Origin of the sequence: Halomonas sp. AOP25-F1-15, from assembly GCF_052378675.1 — a bacterium.
GTDB lineage: Bacteria > Pseudomonadota > Gammaproteobacteria > Pseudomonadales > Halomonadaceae > Vreelandella > Vreelandella casei.
In genome coordinates, this window is sequence record NZ_JBQSXV010000008.1 from 1 (window position 1) to 17,137 (window position 17,137).

Here is a 17,137-nt window from a genome sequence, read left to right on the forward strand (position 1 = left end):
TTGAGGCAAAGGGCATGGAGGCCGTGATTCCACGCAGGCGAAACTATGAAAGCATGGTGGCCTTTACCTTCTGCTAGTTCCTGGATTGCAGCCGCAGTTGTTTCATTTGGTTGGCGCGTTTTAAGCTCAAAGGGTATACCGCCATGATTGATGACGGCACGTGCAAAAAGCTTGAGTGCCTGAGATGGGCTTAATCCGAGATCATCACAGATGCTGGTAAATGCGACTTTTGTGTCATGATCTATGCGTGTGCTTAAGTATTTCGCTTTTCATGATAACTACTTCAGAATGTGTTGCAATGTCATAAATTGTAGCACTTGGTTGGATTGCCACATAACGGAGCGTGTTATTCACGGATTTCGGCTGCTGCGACGCTCGCACGTTCGCACTCATACGCTGGACGTTATATATCGGCAAGAGGCCAATGTCATTTTCAAAGTGCTGCAGTTATTCTATAAATTCAGATTATTTAAGGCAATCCATCGATATTATGGCTAGAAAAACATTAGCTTTGAAGGCAAAAAAACAGATAGACGACAACCCCGCCGACGAAGTGGAAGATCAATTTCCTGACAATCCCGAACAACGTTTTTTAAATGGCGTCGCTATTCATCCTTCCCCACGCATTTATTTAGCGCCTGGCTCTCAAGAGCGCACTGTGCGGGCGATGGATTTAATTACGCCCATTGGGATGGGGCAACGAGGATTAATCGTGGCGCCGCCAGGCTCTGGCAAAACGACGATGTTAAAACATATCTGTCAGGCCGTTGCAGAGGCTCATCCTGACATAAAGCTGTATGCCTTGCTGATTGATGAGCGCCCTGAAGAAGTGACCGATTTTAAGCGCAGTATGTCGGCAGAGGTTCATGCATCGTCTTCAGACGAAACCTATACACACCATGTGCGTATGGCAGATAAGCTCCTTGAGACGGCGCGTAAGCAAGCGGGCGAGGGGCGTGATGTGATGATTGTGATTGACTCACTTACGCGACTCTCGCGCGTTCATAATGCCGAGCAGCGGGGCAATGGCCGTACGATGTCGGGTGGGCTGGATAGCCGAGCGATGGAAATACCCCGCAAGCTGTTTGGCGCCGCGCGAAAGATCGAAAACGGCGGGTCGCTCACCATTCTGGCCACCGTGCTGGTAGATACCGGAAGCCGTATGGATCAGGTGATTTTCGAGGAGTTCAAGGGCACGGGCAATATGGAACTCGTGTTATCTCGCGACGTGGCCAATCAACGGATTTTCCCTGCGATAGATATTGCCAAAAGCAGTACCCGTCGTGAAGAGCTTTTGATTGATGAAAAAGATATTGAAAAAGTACGCACATTGCGTAGAGGTTTGACAGCACTTAAGCCAGTAGAAGGCGCGCAGAAGTTGCTTGCGCTATTGGAGAAATATCCCACTAATGCCGAGCTATTGAATGCGTTTACATCCGACTAGCGAAGCTCACCTGTTGATCGCTTGAGAGGTGAGCTTCTTGGTTACGTATTAGCGATTACTTCTTTTTATAATTCAAGTTTGAAGCGGGCACGGCCTTTTTAACCGGGAAGCCTTCGACTTCCTTGCGCTCGATGATTGCGTTTAATCGCCTTTCAATGGCACACAAATTCTTGAAATCACTGATATCGACCAACGATATAGCTTCACCCGAGGCGCCCGCACGACCGGTTCGGCCAATGCGGTGGATGTAATCTTCTGGCTGGAACGGTAAATCGTAATTCACCACGCGGCTCAGTTCGTCAATATCCAGACCACGAGCGGCCACCCCGGTGGCAATCAAGTACTTGAGTTCGCCGGATTTGAACTGAGCCAGGACCTGCTCGCGCATGGCCTGGCTTCTGCCGCCGTGAATGGAATCCGCGGTGATGCCGCGTTTTTCCAGTTGCGCCACCAGCTTGGCGGCATTGTGTTTTTTCTCGACAAAGATAAGCGCCTGATCCCACTTGTTCTCGTTGATCAAGTGACTTAACAGTGCGGACTTGGTGTCCTTATCTACCGTGATGAGCCATTGCTTGATGCTGGCGGCGGCGCGAATGTTGGGCGTAATGGAGATGTCCGCCGCCAGGTCGGTCATTTTGCTATCTGAAAAGCCGTAGGCCAGCGCCCGAACGTCGCCAGTCATGGTGGCTGAAAACAGCAGGTTCTGACGGTTTTCAGGCAGGCGGTCGATGATTTTTTTGATGTCATCGACAAAACCCATGTCGACCATTCTGTCCGCTTCGTCCAACACCATGACTTTTAGCTCATCAAAGTGCAGCGCCCGCTGATGAGCCAAATCAAGCAATCTGCCCGGCGTGGCGACCAGAATATCCACCCCTGCGATTAGGCGCTCTTTTTGAGCTTCGGTGTCTACACCGCCATACATCGCCATAGACGTTAAGTGCGTGTGCTTAGCGTATTGAGCCACATTGGCTTCGACCTGAACTGCTAACTCACGGGTCGGTACTAGAATCAGCGCACGTATGCGTTTGCCGCGTAACGTTCCCGCATTACTGAATCGTTCTAGCAGAGGCAGAACAAAGGCAGCGGTTTTGCCTGTTCCCGTTTGTGCGGTGGCGATTAAGTCTTGACCCGAGAGAATGACAGGAATCGCTTGTTCCTGGATGGGCGTTGGCGCTTTGTATCCGAGTTCGGTAATCGCTTGAACAAGCGGACTGGATAAGCCTAGTTTTGCAAATGACATAATGAACTCTGACAGATTGTCGTAAGGTGTGTCGAAAATAAAAGATGATGCAGTATAGCGTAAAAGGGTAATACGCCATTATTCATGAGCTATTCAGCATGCGCTTGATCTATTCCAGGCTAACGCCGCTTCATTCAGCTACCGCTATCGTCAAGCAAAGGGCGCTATGCGCATGTGCCGGATAGCCTGAGATCTACTCCCGCAGCGAGTTCTTATTCAATAAATCGGTTCCATCAACATTCTCAGCAATTTCCTGATCTACCTTTTCCATCAGCTTCTCGTCAGGCCGTGCATCCAGCACTTCATTGTTATCCTGGCCGCGCAGTACCTCCTTCGCGCGTGCTTTGGCTTGTCGTTTCTCTCTTTCGTCAAGCGCATTGGGCCCCATGGCTATTTGGGAATCAGGCGTGGTCGAGGTCAGCGTCATATCAGGGGGGAGTGAATCTGCGCTTTGGATCTGAAAGCGTTCCAATGCTTGCTCAAGCTTGGAATTAAAACGTAAGCGATAGATCGGTTCTGGTAGGCTGAACCCTTGATCTTCTAGGGCGTGTTTGGTTTCACGAATGGCAATACTGCGGGCTTTACCAAAGTCCGTTTTTGACTGATCTACCCACATTTGAAATTCCAATATGATGTTGGAGTCGCCCACGTGAGTGATGATGGCAATGGCCTTGGGTTCGGCTAAAACAAAGTCTAATGTCTGAACGGCATCAAGGCCTACCTTGATGGCCGCTAGCGGGTCGTCATTGGCATCAACCCCTAGCTCAAACGTGAAGCGGCGCTCTGGATTCTGGGTGTAATTGAGAATAATGCCTTTGAATACATCCGCGTTAGGTATACGTAGCTGGTTACCATCCAGGGTCATGAGAATCGTGGCGCGGGAGGTCAGGCGCACCACAATGCCTTCTTTATCATTGATGACCACGTGGTCCCGCGCTTGAAAAGGTTGGCGAATGCTGAGCATCAAGGATGCAATGTAATTTTCAATGGTATCTTTCACGGCGAAACCAATGGCGATACCGATCACCCCCGCACCGCCCAGCAGCGTACCTATAATTGTCTCAGCCCCTATCAGGCTTAACGCCAGTATCAGCCCCAAGATAATAAAAATAACTTTGATAGTTTGTGCCAACAACTCTGCCACGAATGGGTTAGGCGTTAATCGTTGCCAGAGTTTTTGGCGTCTAGACAGCCAGGCGCCAAACCACGCGACTAACCCAAACAGTAAGAAAGCGACCACTAATAAGGGCAGGGCCTTGAACAGATTTCGGCCTTTGGTCCTTAAACCTTGATAGGCGGTCGAGACATTATCCTGCACGTCCAAGGTACGGTTGATCTGATCATCTACCGTTACTACATCAGTCAGCCGATTGGCTAAATTGATGGCTTGCTGGGCTTTTCTTTCATTGGCCGTTTCACCTGCCAGGATGACCACGCCTTGGGCGACGCTAACCTCAATCGCTCCCAGTCCCTCAATTTCAGAAAAAATTCCGCTTATGCGCTGGCGAATCTCATTGTCTTTGAGCGGTGAAGGTGTGGTTTCGATCTGCGCATTGTTAGTGCCCTCATTGCTGATAGTAGCAGGCGCTGGGAGGGCTGCGGGGGCAGCGGCACCAGTATCGCCTTGTTCTACATTATTGGACGCCCGAGCCGTTGTTGCATCCCCGGCTGCCGCGTCAGCAGAGAATCCATAGGCAATGCTTAACAGAAGCAATAATAGACAACAGACGCGCAAAGACCGACGTGCACTTGAAGAGGTAAAAAAAGCGGCCATAACCATCCTTGTCATTGTATGGTGAGAAAACTGAGCAACCACTCATTATCCAAGATTAGCACCATCTGCATTCGCACACTGATTGATCAACGTGGTTTTATCGAGGCGCACGTTAGCGGCAAGTGCTGGCCTATGAGCTGGCGTTGGTTTGTTGATGAGCGTTGCCTCCGGCCCGCTCTTCCGCCTGATCCAAAAGTACCGGCCCGCTACCCACTTTCGCCAATTGATCATCCGGGTTATACAGCGGGCAGTTGGTCATGCTCAGGCAACCGCAGCCGATACAGCCGCTCAGGTTATTACGCAGTGTTTGTAGATACGCAATACGGCCATCCAGCATGCGCTGCCAGCGTTTTGAAAGCTGTTGCCAGTCCTCCATCGTGGGCGTGCGGTTATTCGGCAGCGATTCAAAGGCCTGCTTAATCTCATTCAGGCTCACGCCGACTTTCTGTGCGGCTTTGATGACCGAAATGCGCCTTAACACTTCTGCCTTATACCGGCGTTGATTGCCCGCATTGCGCGAGCTTTGAATGAGCCCTTGCTGCTCGTAAAAGTGCAGGGCGCTGACATTAATGCCGCAGCGCTTGGCGACCTTGCCCACGCTCCAATTGCTCTCCGCCATCCTTGTCCCACCCGGTTTTATCTGGATTCTCAAAAAAAGCTTTACCTCAACTAAGGTTCAGGTTTTATCCTTTTCTTCAAACTCATGCAAGGAGAACTCCCTATGTATTTGGAACATGTAAATCTGGTCGTTGCGGATATGAATGCCATGTTGGACTTTTACCGCGCCGCTTTCCCACACTGGCAGATACGCGATGAGGGCCAAGGCGAGTGGTACGGCAAGCCGCGTAAATGGGTGCACTTCGGTGACGATAGACATTACTTAGCATTAAGCGACCATGGCGAAGGAACGAATCGCGATTTGACGGGGCATAGCGTCGGCTTAGCGCATTTTGCCTACGTGACCGATAACCTGGATGCTGCGGTTGCCCGGTTAAATAACGCGGGTTTTGCCATTGCCAAAACCGGCGCGGCTGAGCCATTTCGCAAAAACGTTTATTTTGTCGACCCGGCAGGTTTTGAAATCGAGTTTGTGGAGTACCAGAGTGACATCCCGGCGGAGCGCAATTTAAATCGTGATGCGTTGTAGGCAATTGCGCGGAGTGACGGTGACGAATGAACCCGTGAAGAAACTTTTGGCTCGGCATTGTTAAAGCCTAGCGCCGTAATACTTATTGAATTATCTAGATCGCTTTGGAGTTTTCGATGGCAAAAGATATTGGCTTTACCCACATTGCATTATCAGCGAGTAACTTGGATAGCAGCATTGCGTTTTATCAGCGCTACGCCAACATGTCAGTCATGCACGAGCGAATCGATGAGGAAGCCGGCAAACGCGTTGTCTGGTTGTCAGATAAAACGCGTCCATTTGTCCTCGTTCTCGTCCAAAATAGCCAGCCGGTTCCTATTTTAGGGCCTTTTGCTCATTTGGGTGTGGGGTGTGAAAGTCGACGCGCAGTGGATGACCTATGCGACCGTGCTAGGCATGAAGGTATTTTATCCAAAGAAGCGACTGATTCAGGCGATCCGGTTGGCTATTGGGCATTTATCAATGACCCTGATGGTCATATTCTAGAGATCTCCTATGGACAAGAAATTGGTTTAGCAGTGGAAGCCTCGGAAGCTTAACTTTTAGCCATGTATTTACTAATAGCCGGCTGGACAGGAAGCGCCCATGACCCAGTACCTCACAGAGAGTGGCATGGGTGAACGGTATGACCACTATCGCCCCAAAATCCATCAGGCTGTCGTTCAAAAAATGCACCAGCACGTGCAGGACAGGCACTTTGAGCGCGTGGTTGATGTGGCGTGTGGCACTGGTGATTCTACTATACTATTACTTGAACTTGGTCAGGACGTCATGGGAATTGATTCATCTGACGAGATGCTGGCCATAGCACGAAAGCGCGGGCTATGTGTAAGAAGGGCCGACTATACCGAGCTTTCGAAGCAGGGTCGTTTTGATCTTATCTCGACGTGTATGGCCTTTCACTGGCTTGATGGCGCTCAGGCGATTGCCGCTTATAAAGCCGCCTCTAATCGTGGGGCTATCTGGCTTATCTATAATTTTGCCTTCGCGGGCCATACTAGTTCTGATGAGTTTATTGACTGGCTTCATAACGAGTATTGGAAGCGCTACCTATCACCGCCGCGTAATCGGTTTTAAGACATTACCCTGAACCGATTATCGAGCAGGGCATACAGCATCAGTATGCGTTGCGGCTGTACATCGCGTTTTAGCGGTAGCACCGCCTAAACGATCTCCCGTACACTCCAGGGCTTTTATCTACTGGCTTATACGATGAATAAACTAGCATGGCTGCTGCTGTTTCTAGTGACTCCGGTTCTGGCGGATGTCGATCTGGTAAAAGTAGATAAATCAGAAAACCGTATGTATCTCCTGGATGGGGAGAACGTAGTTAGAGAGTTTCGCGTTGCGTTTGGCGGCAACCCGCAGGGCCATAAGGTGCAGGAGGGCGACCAGCGAACGCCTGAAGGTCACTACACGCTGGACTACAAGAAAGAGGACTCCGCGGCTTATCGTTCCATGCATGTGAGTTACCCCAATGAAGCAGATATAGCGCATGCCGAAAGCCTCGGCGTATCGCCAGGTGGTTTTATCATGGTGCACGGCCAGTTTAACTGGTTGGGGTGGCTGGCGCCCATTGCTCAACGCTTCAACTGGACCAATGGCTGCATTGCCTTGAGCAACTCGGAAATGGATGAGTTCATGGAGCTGGTTAAGGTGGGTACGCCCATTCACATTGAATGGTAACGCTGTATAAAGGGAAGACCTCAGTGCCAAAAGTAACCTTGAAAGGTTTTATAACCGTCCCTGACAGCGATCTGGAAGCCGTGAAAACCGGGCTTGTCGATCACCGCGCGCTCACCCTTGAAGAACCAGGCTGCATGACGTTCGAGGTTGCTCAGAATAGCGCCGACCCTTGCCGTTTTGATGTCTATGAAGAGTTTGTCGACCGTGCCGCCTTTGAGCGACATCAGCAGCGTGTAGCAAACTCCGATTGGGGACAGCTAACCCGAAACGTGACGCGTCATTACGAGGTGTTTGAATAGGCTTTATCGTAAGGTTTGTGCTTTTTAGGGATTCGTTTAAAAAGTTGTCGTCGTCATCGGCAGAGCGTGGCATGGGCATCACTCTGGAAAAAGACTTCAATGCGTTGCTTCATGGGTATAATGCGAGCCATCGCCAATGGCCGTAGTGTTGGCGCGCAATGGATCGTATCGGCGAGTTAATCAGTCGATTCACATTTTACTGTTGAAGGTAGCTGACGTGATTAATACTAAAATATACAAGTCTGTCTATGAGTTGGCTGAAAAGCTAATGAGGGCGGCTGATAAAGATGATAGAGAGGCATTTGAGTCACTCTATGCAGAGTTGAAGGCTATTTGCACTGATAACGAAAACACCGATAAAGATCACCCTGAACAGTGGGAAACGCTGGCTGACTTTACAGAAGAGTTAGACGATGCGCTGTGTGTCTATGACAAAGCGCTAGAGAAAGCGGTCGCTATTAATTCGAAAGACCACATGTCTTCCATCGGTTTTTCAATGGCGACATTGCAAGTTGAGCTAGGTCAAAAAGATGCGGCTATCAAGAATCTTCAAGCGGCAAAACTGAATGCGAATAAGATTGAAGATAATGATTTGAAAGAAGAAATAGATAAACTGCTGGCAACGCTAACGGCTGCATAAGCGTCACGTTGTCATCTGTAGGTTGCTGATGTTAAGCACAGCCTTATACGATAAAGGGCTGGGCTGATTTCCCTAAGACTAGGAGCTGTAATTTTGACCAATAATGATATTTTGCGCCGTATACGGTACGCCTTTGATTTTAAAGATAGCACTATGATTAAAATCTTCGCCCTGGCAGATTTTGAGGCCAGCGAAGAGCAAGTGTCTTCTTGGTTGAAAAAGGAAGAAGATGAGGCTTTTCTCAATATGAGAGCCAAAGAGTTAGCCGCATTTCTCAATGGTTTTATTAGCTTTAAACGTGGTAAGCGTGATGGTCCGCAACCCAAGTTAGAAGATCATTTGAATAATAATATGGTGTTTCAGAAGCTGAGAATTGCGTTGAATTTACAAGCAGGTGATATCGCTGCTATTTTTGAGCTGGCAGATTTCAGTTTAAGTAATCACGAGCTGAGCGCATTTTTCCGCAAGCCCAGCCATAAGAATTATCGCGAGTGCAAGGATCAAGTGCTACGCAATTTTTTACTCGGCATTCAGCGTCAGCAGCGGCCTAATCAGAGTGACGTCGAGGCCTGAGTTTATAAAAGTCAGCTTGCTGTATTACACAAAGAGGCAGGGCGACGTGTGCCTGCCTCTCTGCCACTTAAGTTTGAACGTTAAACTTTGACGCAGACGAAAATCGCATTTCCTGCGTTTTCGTCCCAAGGGGTAATAGTCTCGTAGTTATGTTCAAAGACGTGAACGTCAAAGTATGGCTTCAACAGCGCTAATAATGTTGCAAAGTTGAACGCCACCATCGGATGCTCATCGTTCCATTGCTGAGACTCTGCCCCGCTGATTTTTTCAATGCTGAGCCGAAGCGATTGTTGCTCCCCTTGGCCTGCGTAGTGCCACCCAGAACGAAACGTGAACACATCGCCTTCATGTTTGGCAGTGTGCTTAACAAATAAATCGTTATTAATTTTGTCTTTATCAACCGCATTAAAATAAAAAACGCCGCCCGTTTTTAAGGCGCGGTGGGCGTGAGCAATACACGCTGTTAGCTTTTCAATCCCATCGTTGTAATGAATCGAATATAAAAAACACGTTATTAAGTCCTGAGATTCATCAACCGTGAAATCGCTCATATCCTGCAGCGTGAAATCTGCTTCTGGGCAGCGCTTGGCGGCGATATCCAGCATGGGTTGATTGATATCAAGGCCGCTGCTGGTGTAGCCCGCATCAATAAAATGGCGTACATGTGGGCCGGTGCCACAGGCTAAATCCAGATGGCACGTACCGCCGTTGCCGAAAATCTGATGAAGTCTACGAATGGCGTTGCTTTGTGCTTGGTAGTCGATATCCACGCACATCAAGTCGTAGTAGCCAGAAAGGTCGGTATAGAGCGCGTTGACAGACATGGTCGCCTAGTGGTGGTCGATGGGGTGGGTGGCGCATAGTAAACGAGCGCGTGGAGTTTGAGAAGGAAGTACCGCTTCATGCCAGCGGTGGCTCATTCTGAGGTGATAGTATGCACCGATGGAAACGTAATATTTCGTGCTTCTAGAGGATCAGCGATGAACATTAAAGACCTACCTTTTGGGATTACTGACTGGGCTGAGATTGAGAAGACCGAGCATTCAGGTGAGCAAGGAGTGGCTTACTGGCGCACTCAGCACTTTGGCGATATGCGGGTACGTATGGTCGAGTATAGCCCCGGCTATTTGGCCGACCACTGGTGTGTAAAGGGCCACATATTGCTTTGCTTGGAAGGCGAGCTCCACACCGAATTAGCAGATGGCCGCCAGTTCGTACTCAGCCCCGGCATGAGCTATCAGGTCGCTGACAATGCGGAGCCTCATCGCTCCTCTACCCAGCATGGCGCCAAGCTATTCATTGTAGATTAAGCTATCTGTACCTAGACGGCACTCACCATTAGGTCTGCGCGGATAGCTAACCCTTTGGTGTCGTTGCCATGGTGATCGGCGTTTTTAAGCGCTTGAATGGTTCGCCACATAGCATAGCCGAGCAAACCCTCTGCAATAATGAGAGCAGAACATGAGTACACTTTCGTCATCGACACTTACACCCAATACGATGTTCTCCAGTACTGGCTCGTCACCTAGATTCTGGCGCGATGCTCGCATGCCTTATGTGGAACTACGTCATATTAGTGATGCGCGGCAAATTTGCTATGCCCCTCACAGCCATTCGCATTGGTCGCTCGGGGCCGTTACCGCAGGGCGTAGCACGTTTTGCTATCGTGACGCATCTTACCGGATTCAAGCGGGCGACATGGTTATGATGAACCCCCACTGGGTGCACGCCTGTAATCCTATTGAGAGCCAGCCATGGGCCTATTTGATGCTCTATATCGACGCCGAATGGTTGAGCCAGCTGCGTTATCAACTAGGTTTACTCGACGCGCCTGAATGGCAAGACATATCGACGGCCGTGGTGACTCAGCCAAATCTCTATGCAGAGTATTGCGATATGGCAGCATGCTTACTGGATGATCAGCGAGCTATTGGCGATAAGCAAATGGTGCTGGGGAGTGCCTATCTCTGATGATGCAGGCGCTTGCCCAAGAACCCCCTGTGATATTGCCTCAAGTGTCTTGTGAACTGGAAAAAATCGCTGCCTACTTGCGTGTAAATTGCGCCACTGATATTTCGCTTGGACGCTTATGCCAGCAGTCTGGCTATAACGCTGGTATAAGCGGCAATGCCTGCGGCAGATGCTAGCCATGCTTTGGGGTTGAGCCACTGCATCACGGCGCCCGCAATAAAGCCCGGAGCATTATCGGCGCTTCTTTCCTGCAAGCGGCCATCGTGCTGTAACAGTTGATAGCTGAGATAAAGTAAAAACAGCAAGCCTGCCCAACGTAAAAATGCTTCCAGCAGAGGCAGCACATTCAAAAGTGAATAAAGCCCTGCACCGATACATAAAAACAGTGCAATAAACCCCAGCGTAGCGCCTGTCACAAAATTCAGCCCTTGAGCGATGGGGTAGTGCGTGCAGCTGCTCAGGCAAACGATATTCACCGGCCCTGGTGAAATAGAAGCAGCAAGTGCAAAGGCCGACATGGGTAGCATTATAGGTAGCAGTAGTGACGTGCTCATCGTTATTCTCCTTAAGGCAAGCAAGGAGTTTGCAATGGCAGCCACGACTTCGTATTGAACAAAATTGAGGTGGCTTCTTAAACGGTGTTAGTGCCCAAACACCGACCAGCCAGTACGTTGCACAAACATCTCCAGCGCTTGGCTACCTAGCAGGCTATTGCCGAAGGAATCTAACCCCGGTGACCAAACCGCAATAGAGCCATGCCCTGGGGCGATAGCCAGTATCCCGCCGCCTACGCCGCTTTTACCGGGGAGCCCAACACGAAAAGCGAACTCGCCAGAGGCATCGTAGTGCCCGCACATCATCATGAGCGAGTTGATACGCCGAGCCCGCTGAGGAGCCACCACGCGGATGCCGCTGGGCTTATTAATGCCATCCGATGCCAAAAACAGGCCAGCATGAGCGAGCTGTTCACAGCTCATGGCAATCGCACACTGGTGAAAGTAAGTACCCAGCACTTTATCAACATCGTGGCGCAGGTGGCCAAACGCTTTCATAAAGTGTGCCAGTGATGCGTTGCGATCGCGGTGCGCCATCTCGGAAGCAGCCACTGCGTGGTCAAAACAGATGCTGTCGTCATCGGCGATATAGCGCACGAAATTGAGAATTTCGGCTAATGTTTCTTTGGGTTCATGGCCCATCATGATGGCATCGACAACCGCAATAGCGCCGGCATTGATAAACGGATTACGCGGTTTACCGCTTTCGTGCTCAAGCTGAACAATCGAGTTAAAAGGGTCGCCTGACGGTTCGCGGCCGACTTTTTTCCATAGCGCATCGCCCATCTGCCCAAGGGCAATGGTCAGCGTAAATACTTTCGAGATACTCTGAATAGAGAACGGTGTGGTTGCGCAACCTGCCGAGTACACGTTGCCGTCTACGGTGGCGAGTGAGATGGCAAACTTCTTCGGGTCAACGTGGCCAAGCTCGGGAATATAGTCTGCTACTTTGCCACGCTCTTCTGCGTTCGCCATGGCTGTCGCAATATCATTGATCAAGTCTTGCATGGGCGTATTGTGTACCGTCATTTGAGGCGGGGGCACACCCTAGCGGAAAAGTGTGAGGATGTCTTTAGCTTCACTATAACGCTAATGACAGCTTCATCCGAGTGTAGGTACTGAGCAAGATTCGGGTCGGCAAACGCAGTCAGGTCGCTTAGGCTGCCAGCAGGGCACCACAACGAATAAACTGACCGCTAGAGAGACACAGATGAACGATTATGAGCGTATCGAAAAAGCCATGGCTTACATGGTGGCCCATGCAGCGGCGCAGCCTCATTTAGAGACGGTGGCTGATCACGTTCATTTAAGTGCCTTTCACTTTCAGCGCCTATTTAGTCATTACGTGGGGGTTAGCCCCAAGCGCTTTTTGCAGGCGCTGACGTTAGAACGCGGCAAGCAGCTGATTCAATCCTCATCTTCGCTACTGGATGTTGCCCATAGCCTGGGCTTGAGCGGCGGCTCACGGCTTTATGATCATTTCGTGCAGCTAGAAGCAGCGACTCCCGGTGAATATAAGCGCCAAGGTGAGGGCGTTGAGATTGCTTATGGCGTTCATGAAACGCCGTTTGGCCACATCTTTGTTGCCGTGACCCCCCGCGGTATCTGCCGAATGGGGTTTGTTGATGCCACCAGCGCAGAGTCGCTGTTGGCACGGCTTGCCAAGGAGTGGCCGCTTAGTACGTTGCAGCACAATACTGAGGCCACGCGTTACGCGGTAGAAGGGTTATTTGCTAAATCTAGGTTTTCTAAACCTAAACTTTCTAAACCTAAACTTTCTAAACCCCAAGAGGGCGCGGCCGCTTTGTCGCTGCACGTGACCGGTACCAATTTCCAAATGGCGGTATGGCGAGCGCTGTTGACCATTCCTGAAGGCCAGTTAGCCAGCTATTCCCACCTAGCCCAGGCGTTGGGCGCGCCAAAATCCTCCCGTGCGGTGGGTAACGCCGTGGGCGCTAATCCCATCGCGCTGTGGATTCCCTGCCACCGAGTGATCCAACAAAGCGGCGCACTAGGCGGCTACCGCTGGGGGGTGGAGAAAAAGCAGATGGTGCTAGCCTGGGAGCTAGCAATGAACGATACAGCGCGTGCTCCCATGGCCACGTCTTAATCAATGAGCCCGTTGGCATCATAAAATGGGAAAGGGCCCGGGTAGCACGCTATAAAACCTTGGTGAGTAATCATGCCATGCGCCGCTGACCACTGGTGCAGCAAGTAGCCGGGGGGCTCAAGCTGAAAGCGAGAAGGGCCGTCTGGAGTCAGGTCAAGGCTAACTTGGTGGGAAACACCCGGGCAGCTAATGGCTAAGGTATTTCCAAAGCGAGCCTGTATGCTCCGATGAAGGTGGCCGCAAAGCACGCGTTCTACTTGTGCATGTTTGCCAATGACGTTTTCTAACGCGCTCGCGTGCTTAAGCGGCTGTTGGTCCATATGATCAATGCCACTGACAAACGGATGGTGATGCACCATGACCAGGGTAGGTTTTTCGGGTTGCTCCGTTAGAATTTCATCAAGCCACTCTAAGCTGGCATTGCTTAACTCCCCGTACGGTTTTCCGGGTACCGATGAATCTAGCCCCACGAGGCGTACCGGGTAATCGTCAATGACCCAATGAAGAAAGTCGCGGTGCTGAAACAGATAGCGATGTTCTGGGAAGGCTGCGCGCAAGCTTTGGCGATCATCGTGATTGCCGGGAATCAAATACACCGGCAGCGTTAAGTCAGACAGAATGTGCTTAAACGTGGCGTACTCTTCTGGGTGGCCAAAATCGACCAAGTCACCGCTGATCAGTACCAAGTTAGGCCGAGGCACTAGCTGATTGAGCGTAGTAATCGCCTCGCGCAGTGCATTGGCAGTATCGACTTGACGATAAGAGAGCTTACCGCCTGCCTTGATATGTGGATCACTAATTTGCGCGATAAGACATTGCTGAGAAGAGGGGCATTGCTCAACACTAAAAGCTTGATCAGCCATTCGCCATTTCCTTGGTGTTAATCGTCGTAGTCGGCTTATCGGGATGAAATAGCACGTTAAAAGGCAACGCTAGGCCAATCGCTGTGCCGTTTGGCCAACGCTGGCGCGAAGGTGCCTCTATTTGAAGCGGCACTGTTCCCCCGGTATCCACGAGCAGGCGCTGTGTCTGGCCTAAAAAAATGCTTTGTACCACCTGCCCCTTAATGTCGGCTTGATTAAGCGGTACCACTTGAATATCTTCTGGTCGGCAGTAAATCTCTGTAGCCCCCAGTAAATGAGGCGCGAACAGCTCGCCACCATGTACCGCTAATTGGCCATCCGGTTTTGTTGCAATGACGCTTAAACAGTTCACCGCGCCGATAAAGTCGGCCACAAAAGCATTGGCCGGCTGGTGATAGATTTCTTGTGGCGTGCCCAGCTGGGCGATGCGTCCTGCTTGCATCACCGCAATACGATCACCTAACGCCATCGCTTCATCTTGATCGTGGGTAACGTATACCGCCGTGGTACCTAATTCACGCAGTAACTGACCAATTTCAATGCGTAAGCGATCACGTAGTTTTGCATCCAATGCGGCCAAAGGTTCATCAAATAGCAGCACCTTGGGACGCACCGCAATGGCGCGGGCGAGAGCAACACGCTGTTTCTGGCCACCGGATAACGCATCGATTCTTCGCTCGCCAAAGCCTTGTAAGTCGACCATGCGCATAGCTTCGTCGCGCCGTTGGGTGATCTCGAAACGCGACAGGCGTTGTAATTTCAGGCCGTAAGCAATGTTGTCGGCAACGCTCATGTTGGGAAATAGCGCATAGTTTTGAAAGACCATCCCGACGTCGCGCTTTTCAATTGGCAAAGTAGTGACATCACGCTGGCCAAACTGCACTTGTCCGCCTTTATCTGGGCTTTCAAGGCCGCTAATAATGCGCAGCGTGGTTGTTTTTCCGCAGCCAGAAGGCCCTAGCAGCACCAGTGTTTCACCCGCATTCACCTTTAGGTCAAGTGGCTGTAAGGCCATGTGGCCGCCAGCGAACGTGCGGCTACAGTGGGTTAGGGTAATACTGACAGATGAACTCATAGCGAACTCTCATATAAAGCAATCAGGTGTCTTTGAATGTGGAGCTGAATCTCAGAGGTCTTAACGGCGTGAGTCTTAGCGGCGTTGCTCGGTTAATCGCCCAGCCCATTGGATAGCCACCAGCAACGGCACCACCATCACCAAAAATATCAGCGTGTAGGCTGAGCCGATTTCCAGGCGCATAGACGCGTAGCTATCGGCTAAGCCAACCGGCAGTGTTTTAGTCAGCGGAGTGTGGAGCATCCAGGTAATGTTGAATTCGCCAATGGACAGTGTGATCACCATTAGCGCGCCTGCCAAAATGCCGCTCATACAGTTAGGGATGACCACTGAGAAAAAGCGTTGCCTGAAGCTTGCACCTAAGCTTGCGGCCGCCTCTTCAAGCTGGGGAAGCTTTGCCGTCTGCATCACGGAAAGTACTGCGCGCACCATAAAAGGCAGTGTGAAAAGGACATGACCAATCAGAATAAACAGCCAGCTGCCTCTAAATTCACGATAGCTACCATAGGCGAGCAGCAGCGCTAGGGCAGTCGCCAACCCGGGGACGGCAACGGGGAGTAGGAGCAATTCTTCAATCGCATTGGCCCACCGGCGCCGGCTACGTAGCAGGCCATAAGCAGCGGGTACGCCAATAAGGGTAGTGATCAGCAAACAGGCGAGTGCCAGTTTAATGGACAGCCAAATCGTATCTGAATAAAGCTGCCAAACCTCATTTACCCAGCGCAGCGTCAAGCCGCTCTGTAAGCCAACAAAATAATTCTCGGTCAGCCCTGCCAGCACCGACATCGCTACAGGCACAATCATGAATAAACATACGATCAACGTGAAGCTCAGCTGCAGTGTGAAACGTAGGCGCGATTTCATGCGGAAGCTCCTAGATTTCCGCCTGCTAATCGGCGGGCAATGCTTAACGCTATCCAGGTGATAGCGCCCAGCACAACGGAAAGGGCGGCCGCCATCGCAAAGTTGGCGTAGTTGGTGAATTCGCCGTAAATATTGAGGGGCAAAATGTTAAGCCGCGTACCCAACGTAAAAGCGGTACCAAAGGCGCCCATGCTGGTAGCAAAGCAGATCGCGCCGGTTGAGAGCAGCGCTGGCGCAATGCCTGGCACAATCACATCTTTTGTTACCTGCCAGGTATTGGCTCCTAACGAGCGGGCAGCTTCTTCAAGGCTTTGATCCAAGTTGTCACAAGCAGCCATCACCGTGGTAATGACGCGAGGAATGGAGAAGTAGAGATAGCCAATGAATAGCCCGGCTAATGAGTAGGCGAACACCCAACGTTCGCCGAAAAGCCATAGGCTTGACTGTGCCAGCGCCCCCTGGCGCCCCCCTAGCATGATGACTAAAAAGCCGACCACGACGCCTGGAAAGGCAAGGGGGAAGGTCAAAATAGCGACCAGCACGGCCTTACCCCAAAAATGCTGACGAGCTAGAAAAAAGCCCACAAAGCCAGCAATAGCGACTGCCGTTAGTGAGACAACGAGTGAGATACCAACGGTTGTCACTATGCTGATTAAGTACTGGCGATGGGTGAGAATAGTGAGATAAGCGCTTACGCCGCTACTTCGGTCTGCTTCGGCGCCCATCAATATCAAGCGTGAAAAAGGCAGTAGCCAAAAAGCGCAGAACACAATGAGCGCAGGCATTAAGGCGAGTACGGCCACGAAGCTTTTATGCCGCACGGGGACTGCTAAAACCATCCATCGAGTTGAAAAAGAAGCAGCCCCCAAGGGCTGCTTGGATGCTGCTTTCATG

At 50.8% G+C, this 17,137-nt stretch carries 20 protein-coding genes and 2 pseudogenes; 11 read left to right on the forward strand and 11 right to left on the reverse strand.

From position 1 onward, the window contains the following. Positions 1–251: pseudogene (locus tag ACT3TF_RS14545) on the reverse strand (type II toxin-antitoxin system RelB/DinJ family antitoxin); the annotation flags it as partial. Positions 252–490: 239 nt separating this feature from the next. Here ACT3TF_RS14545 and rho point away from each other — a divergent pair. Then, positions 491–1,444, forward strand: a complete 954-nt coding sequence (rho, locus tag ACT3TF_RS14550) for a transcription termination factor Rho (RefSeq protein WP_444672416.1) — start codon at positions 491–493, stop codon at positions 1,442–1,444. Positions 1,445–1,499: 55 nt separating this feature from the next. Here the strand turns inward: rho and ACT3TF_RS14555 are convergent, their stop codons facing one another. The 3 genes from ACT3TF_RS14555 to soxR form a co-directional block, all read right to left on the reverse strand. Then, positions 1,500–2,687, reverse strand: a complete 1,188-nt coding sequence (locus ACT3TF_RS14555; protein ID WP_444625647.1) for a DEAD/DEAH box helicase — start codon at positions 2,685–2,687, stop codon at positions 1,500–1,502. Between the two features lie 193 nt (positions 2,688–2,880). Then, positions 2,881–4,461 carry a mechanosensitive ion channel domain-containing protein gene (locus tag ACT3TF_RS14560; RefSeq protein WP_444672417.1) on the reverse strand — a complete coding sequence of 527 codons (1,581 nt, stop codon included), beginning with the start codon at positions 4,459–4,461 and terminating at the stop codon, positions 2,881–2,883. Positions 4,462–4,591: 130 nt separating this feature from the next. Beyond that, a complete protein-coding gene (gene soxR, locus ACT3TF_RS14565) occupies positions 4,592–5,080 on the reverse strand; it encodes a redox-sensitive transcriptional activator SoxR (RefSeq protein ID WP_444672418.1) in 489 nt (162 codons plus the stop codon). Positions 5,081–5,182: 102 nt separating this feature from the next. Between soxR and ACT3TF_RS14570 the strand changes: the two genes are divergently transcribed. From ACT3TF_RS14570 to ACT3TF_RS14600, 7 genes are all read left to right on the forward strand, one after another. Continuing rightward, positions 5,183–5,608: a VOC family protein gene (locus ACT3TF_RS14570; protein WP_444672419.1), complete on the forward strand. Its 426-nt coding sequence runs from the start codon at positions 5,183–5,185 to the stop codon at positions 5,606–5,608. 116 nt (positions 5,609–5,724) lie between these two features. Next, positions 5,725–6,147, forward strand: a complete 423-nt coding sequence (locus ACT3TF_RS14575) for a VOC family protein (protein ID WP_096279504.1) — start codon at positions 5,725–5,727, stop codon at positions 6,145–6,147. Between the two features lie 46 nt (positions 6,148–6,193). Then, the gene (locus ACT3TF_RS14580) at positions 6,194–6,685 is read left to right on the forward strand and encodes a class I SAM-dependent methyltransferase (protein WP_444625642.1); all 492 of its coding nucleotides are present in this window, start codon (positions 6,194–6,196) and stop codon (positions 6,683–6,685) included. A 135-nt stretch (positions 6,686–6,820) separates the two neighbouring features. Further along, complete coding sequence (locus ACT3TF_RS14585) at positions 6,821–7,294, forward strand: L,D-transpeptidase family protein (RefSeq protein ID WP_096279508.1); 474 nt, start codon at positions 6,821–6,823, stop codon at positions 7,292–7,294. 23 nt (positions 7,295–7,317) lie between these two features. Then, positions 7,318–7,593 (forward strand): putative quinol monooxygenase, encoded by a 276-nt coding sequence (locus ACT3TF_RS14590; protein WP_441686774.1) that lies wholly within the window; start codon positions 7,318–7,320, stop codon positions 7,591–7,593. Positions 7,594–7,810: 217 nt separating this feature from the next. After that, entirely contained in the window at positions 7,811–8,233 is a 423-nt protein-coding gene (locus ACT3TF_RS14595) for a tetratricopeptide repeat protein (RefSeq protein WP_444672420.1), read from the forward strand. A gap of 93 nt (positions 8,234–8,326) precedes the next feature. Further along, entirely contained in the window at positions 8,327–8,806 is a 480-nt protein-coding gene (locus tag ACT3TF_RS14600) for a DUF1456 family protein (RefSeq protein ID WP_444672421.1), read from the forward strand. 80 nt (positions 8,807–8,886) lie between these two features. Here ACT3TF_RS14600 and ACT3TF_RS14605 read toward each other — a convergent pair whose 3' ends face one another. Next, a complete protein-coding gene (locus ACT3TF_RS14605) occupies positions 8,887–9,630 on the reverse strand; it encodes a class I SAM-dependent DNA methyltransferase (protein WP_444672422.1) in 744 nt (247 codons plus the stop codon). 156 nt (positions 9,631–9,786) lie between these two features. Between ACT3TF_RS14605 and ACT3TF_RS14610 the strand changes: the two genes are divergently transcribed. After that, positions 9,787–10,116 (forward strand): DHCW motif cupin fold protein, encoded by a 330-nt coding sequence (locus ACT3TF_RS14610; RefSeq protein ID WP_444625639.1) that lies wholly within the window; start codon positions 9,787–9,789, stop codon positions 10,114–10,116. Positions 10,117–10,267: 151 nt separating this feature from the next. Beyond that, positions 10,268–10,777, forward strand: coding sequence for an AraC family ligand binding domain-containing protein (locus tag ACT3TF_RS14615; protein WP_444672423.1), 510 nt, complete (start codon positions 10,268–10,270; stop codon positions 10,775–10,777). Positions 10,778–10,917: 140 nt separating this feature from the next. Here ACT3TF_RS14615 and ACT3TF_RS14620 read toward each other — a convergent pair. Next, positions 10,918–11,331: pseudogene (locus ACT3TF_RS14620) on the reverse strand (LysE family translocator); the annotation flags it as partial. 87 nt (positions 11,332–11,418) lie between these two features. Beyond that, entirely contained in the window at positions 11,419–12,339 is a 921-nt protein-coding gene (locus ACT3TF_RS14625) for a glutaminase (protein WP_096282341.1), read from the reverse strand. 202 nt (positions 12,340–12,541) lie between these two features. On the opposite strand from ACT3TF_RS14625, the gene ACT3TF_RS14630 reads away from it, so the two are divergent. Next, entirely contained in the window at positions 12,542–13,441 is a 900-nt protein-coding gene (locus ACT3TF_RS14630) for a bifunctional transcriptional activator/DNA repair enzyme AdaA (protein WP_444672424.1), read from the forward strand. On the opposite strand, the gene ACT3TF_RS14635 is transcribed toward ACT3TF_RS14630, so the two are convergent. From ACT3TF_RS14635 to ACT3TF_RS14650, 4 genes are all read right to left on the reverse strand, one after another. Continuing rightward, on the reverse strand, positions 13,438–14,304 hold the full coding sequence (locus ACT3TF_RS14635) for a phosphodiesterase (RefSeq protein ID WP_444672425.1): 867 nt from the start codon (positions 14,302–14,304) through the stop codon (positions 13,438–13,440). The two genes, ACT3TF_RS14630 and ACT3TF_RS14635, sit on opposite strands and share 4 nt — an antisense overlap. Beyond that, the gene (locus ACT3TF_RS14640; protein ID WP_444672426.1) at positions 14,297–15,379 is read right to left on the reverse strand and encodes an ABC transporter ATP-binding protein; all 1,083 of its coding nucleotides are present in this window, start codon (positions 15,377–15,379) and stop codon (positions 14,297–14,299) included. Before ACT3TF_RS14640 ends, ACT3TF_RS14635 begins: the two co-directional genes overlap by 8 nt. 75 nt (positions 15,380–15,454) lie before the next feature. Further along, the gene (locus ACT3TF_RS14645; protein WP_444672427.1) at positions 15,455–16,243 is read right to left on the reverse strand and encodes an ABC transporter permease; all 789 of its coding nucleotides are present in this window, start codon (positions 16,241–16,243) and stop codon (positions 15,455–15,457) included. Continuing rightward, on the reverse strand, positions 16,240–17,136 hold the full coding sequence (locus ACT3TF_RS14650; RefSeq protein ID WP_444672428.1) for an ABC transporter permease: 897 nt from the start codon (positions 17,134–17,136) through the stop codon (positions 16,240–16,242). Before ACT3TF_RS14650 ends, ACT3TF_RS14645 begins: the two co-directional genes overlap by 4 nt. Position 17,137: the final 1 nt, after the last annotated feature.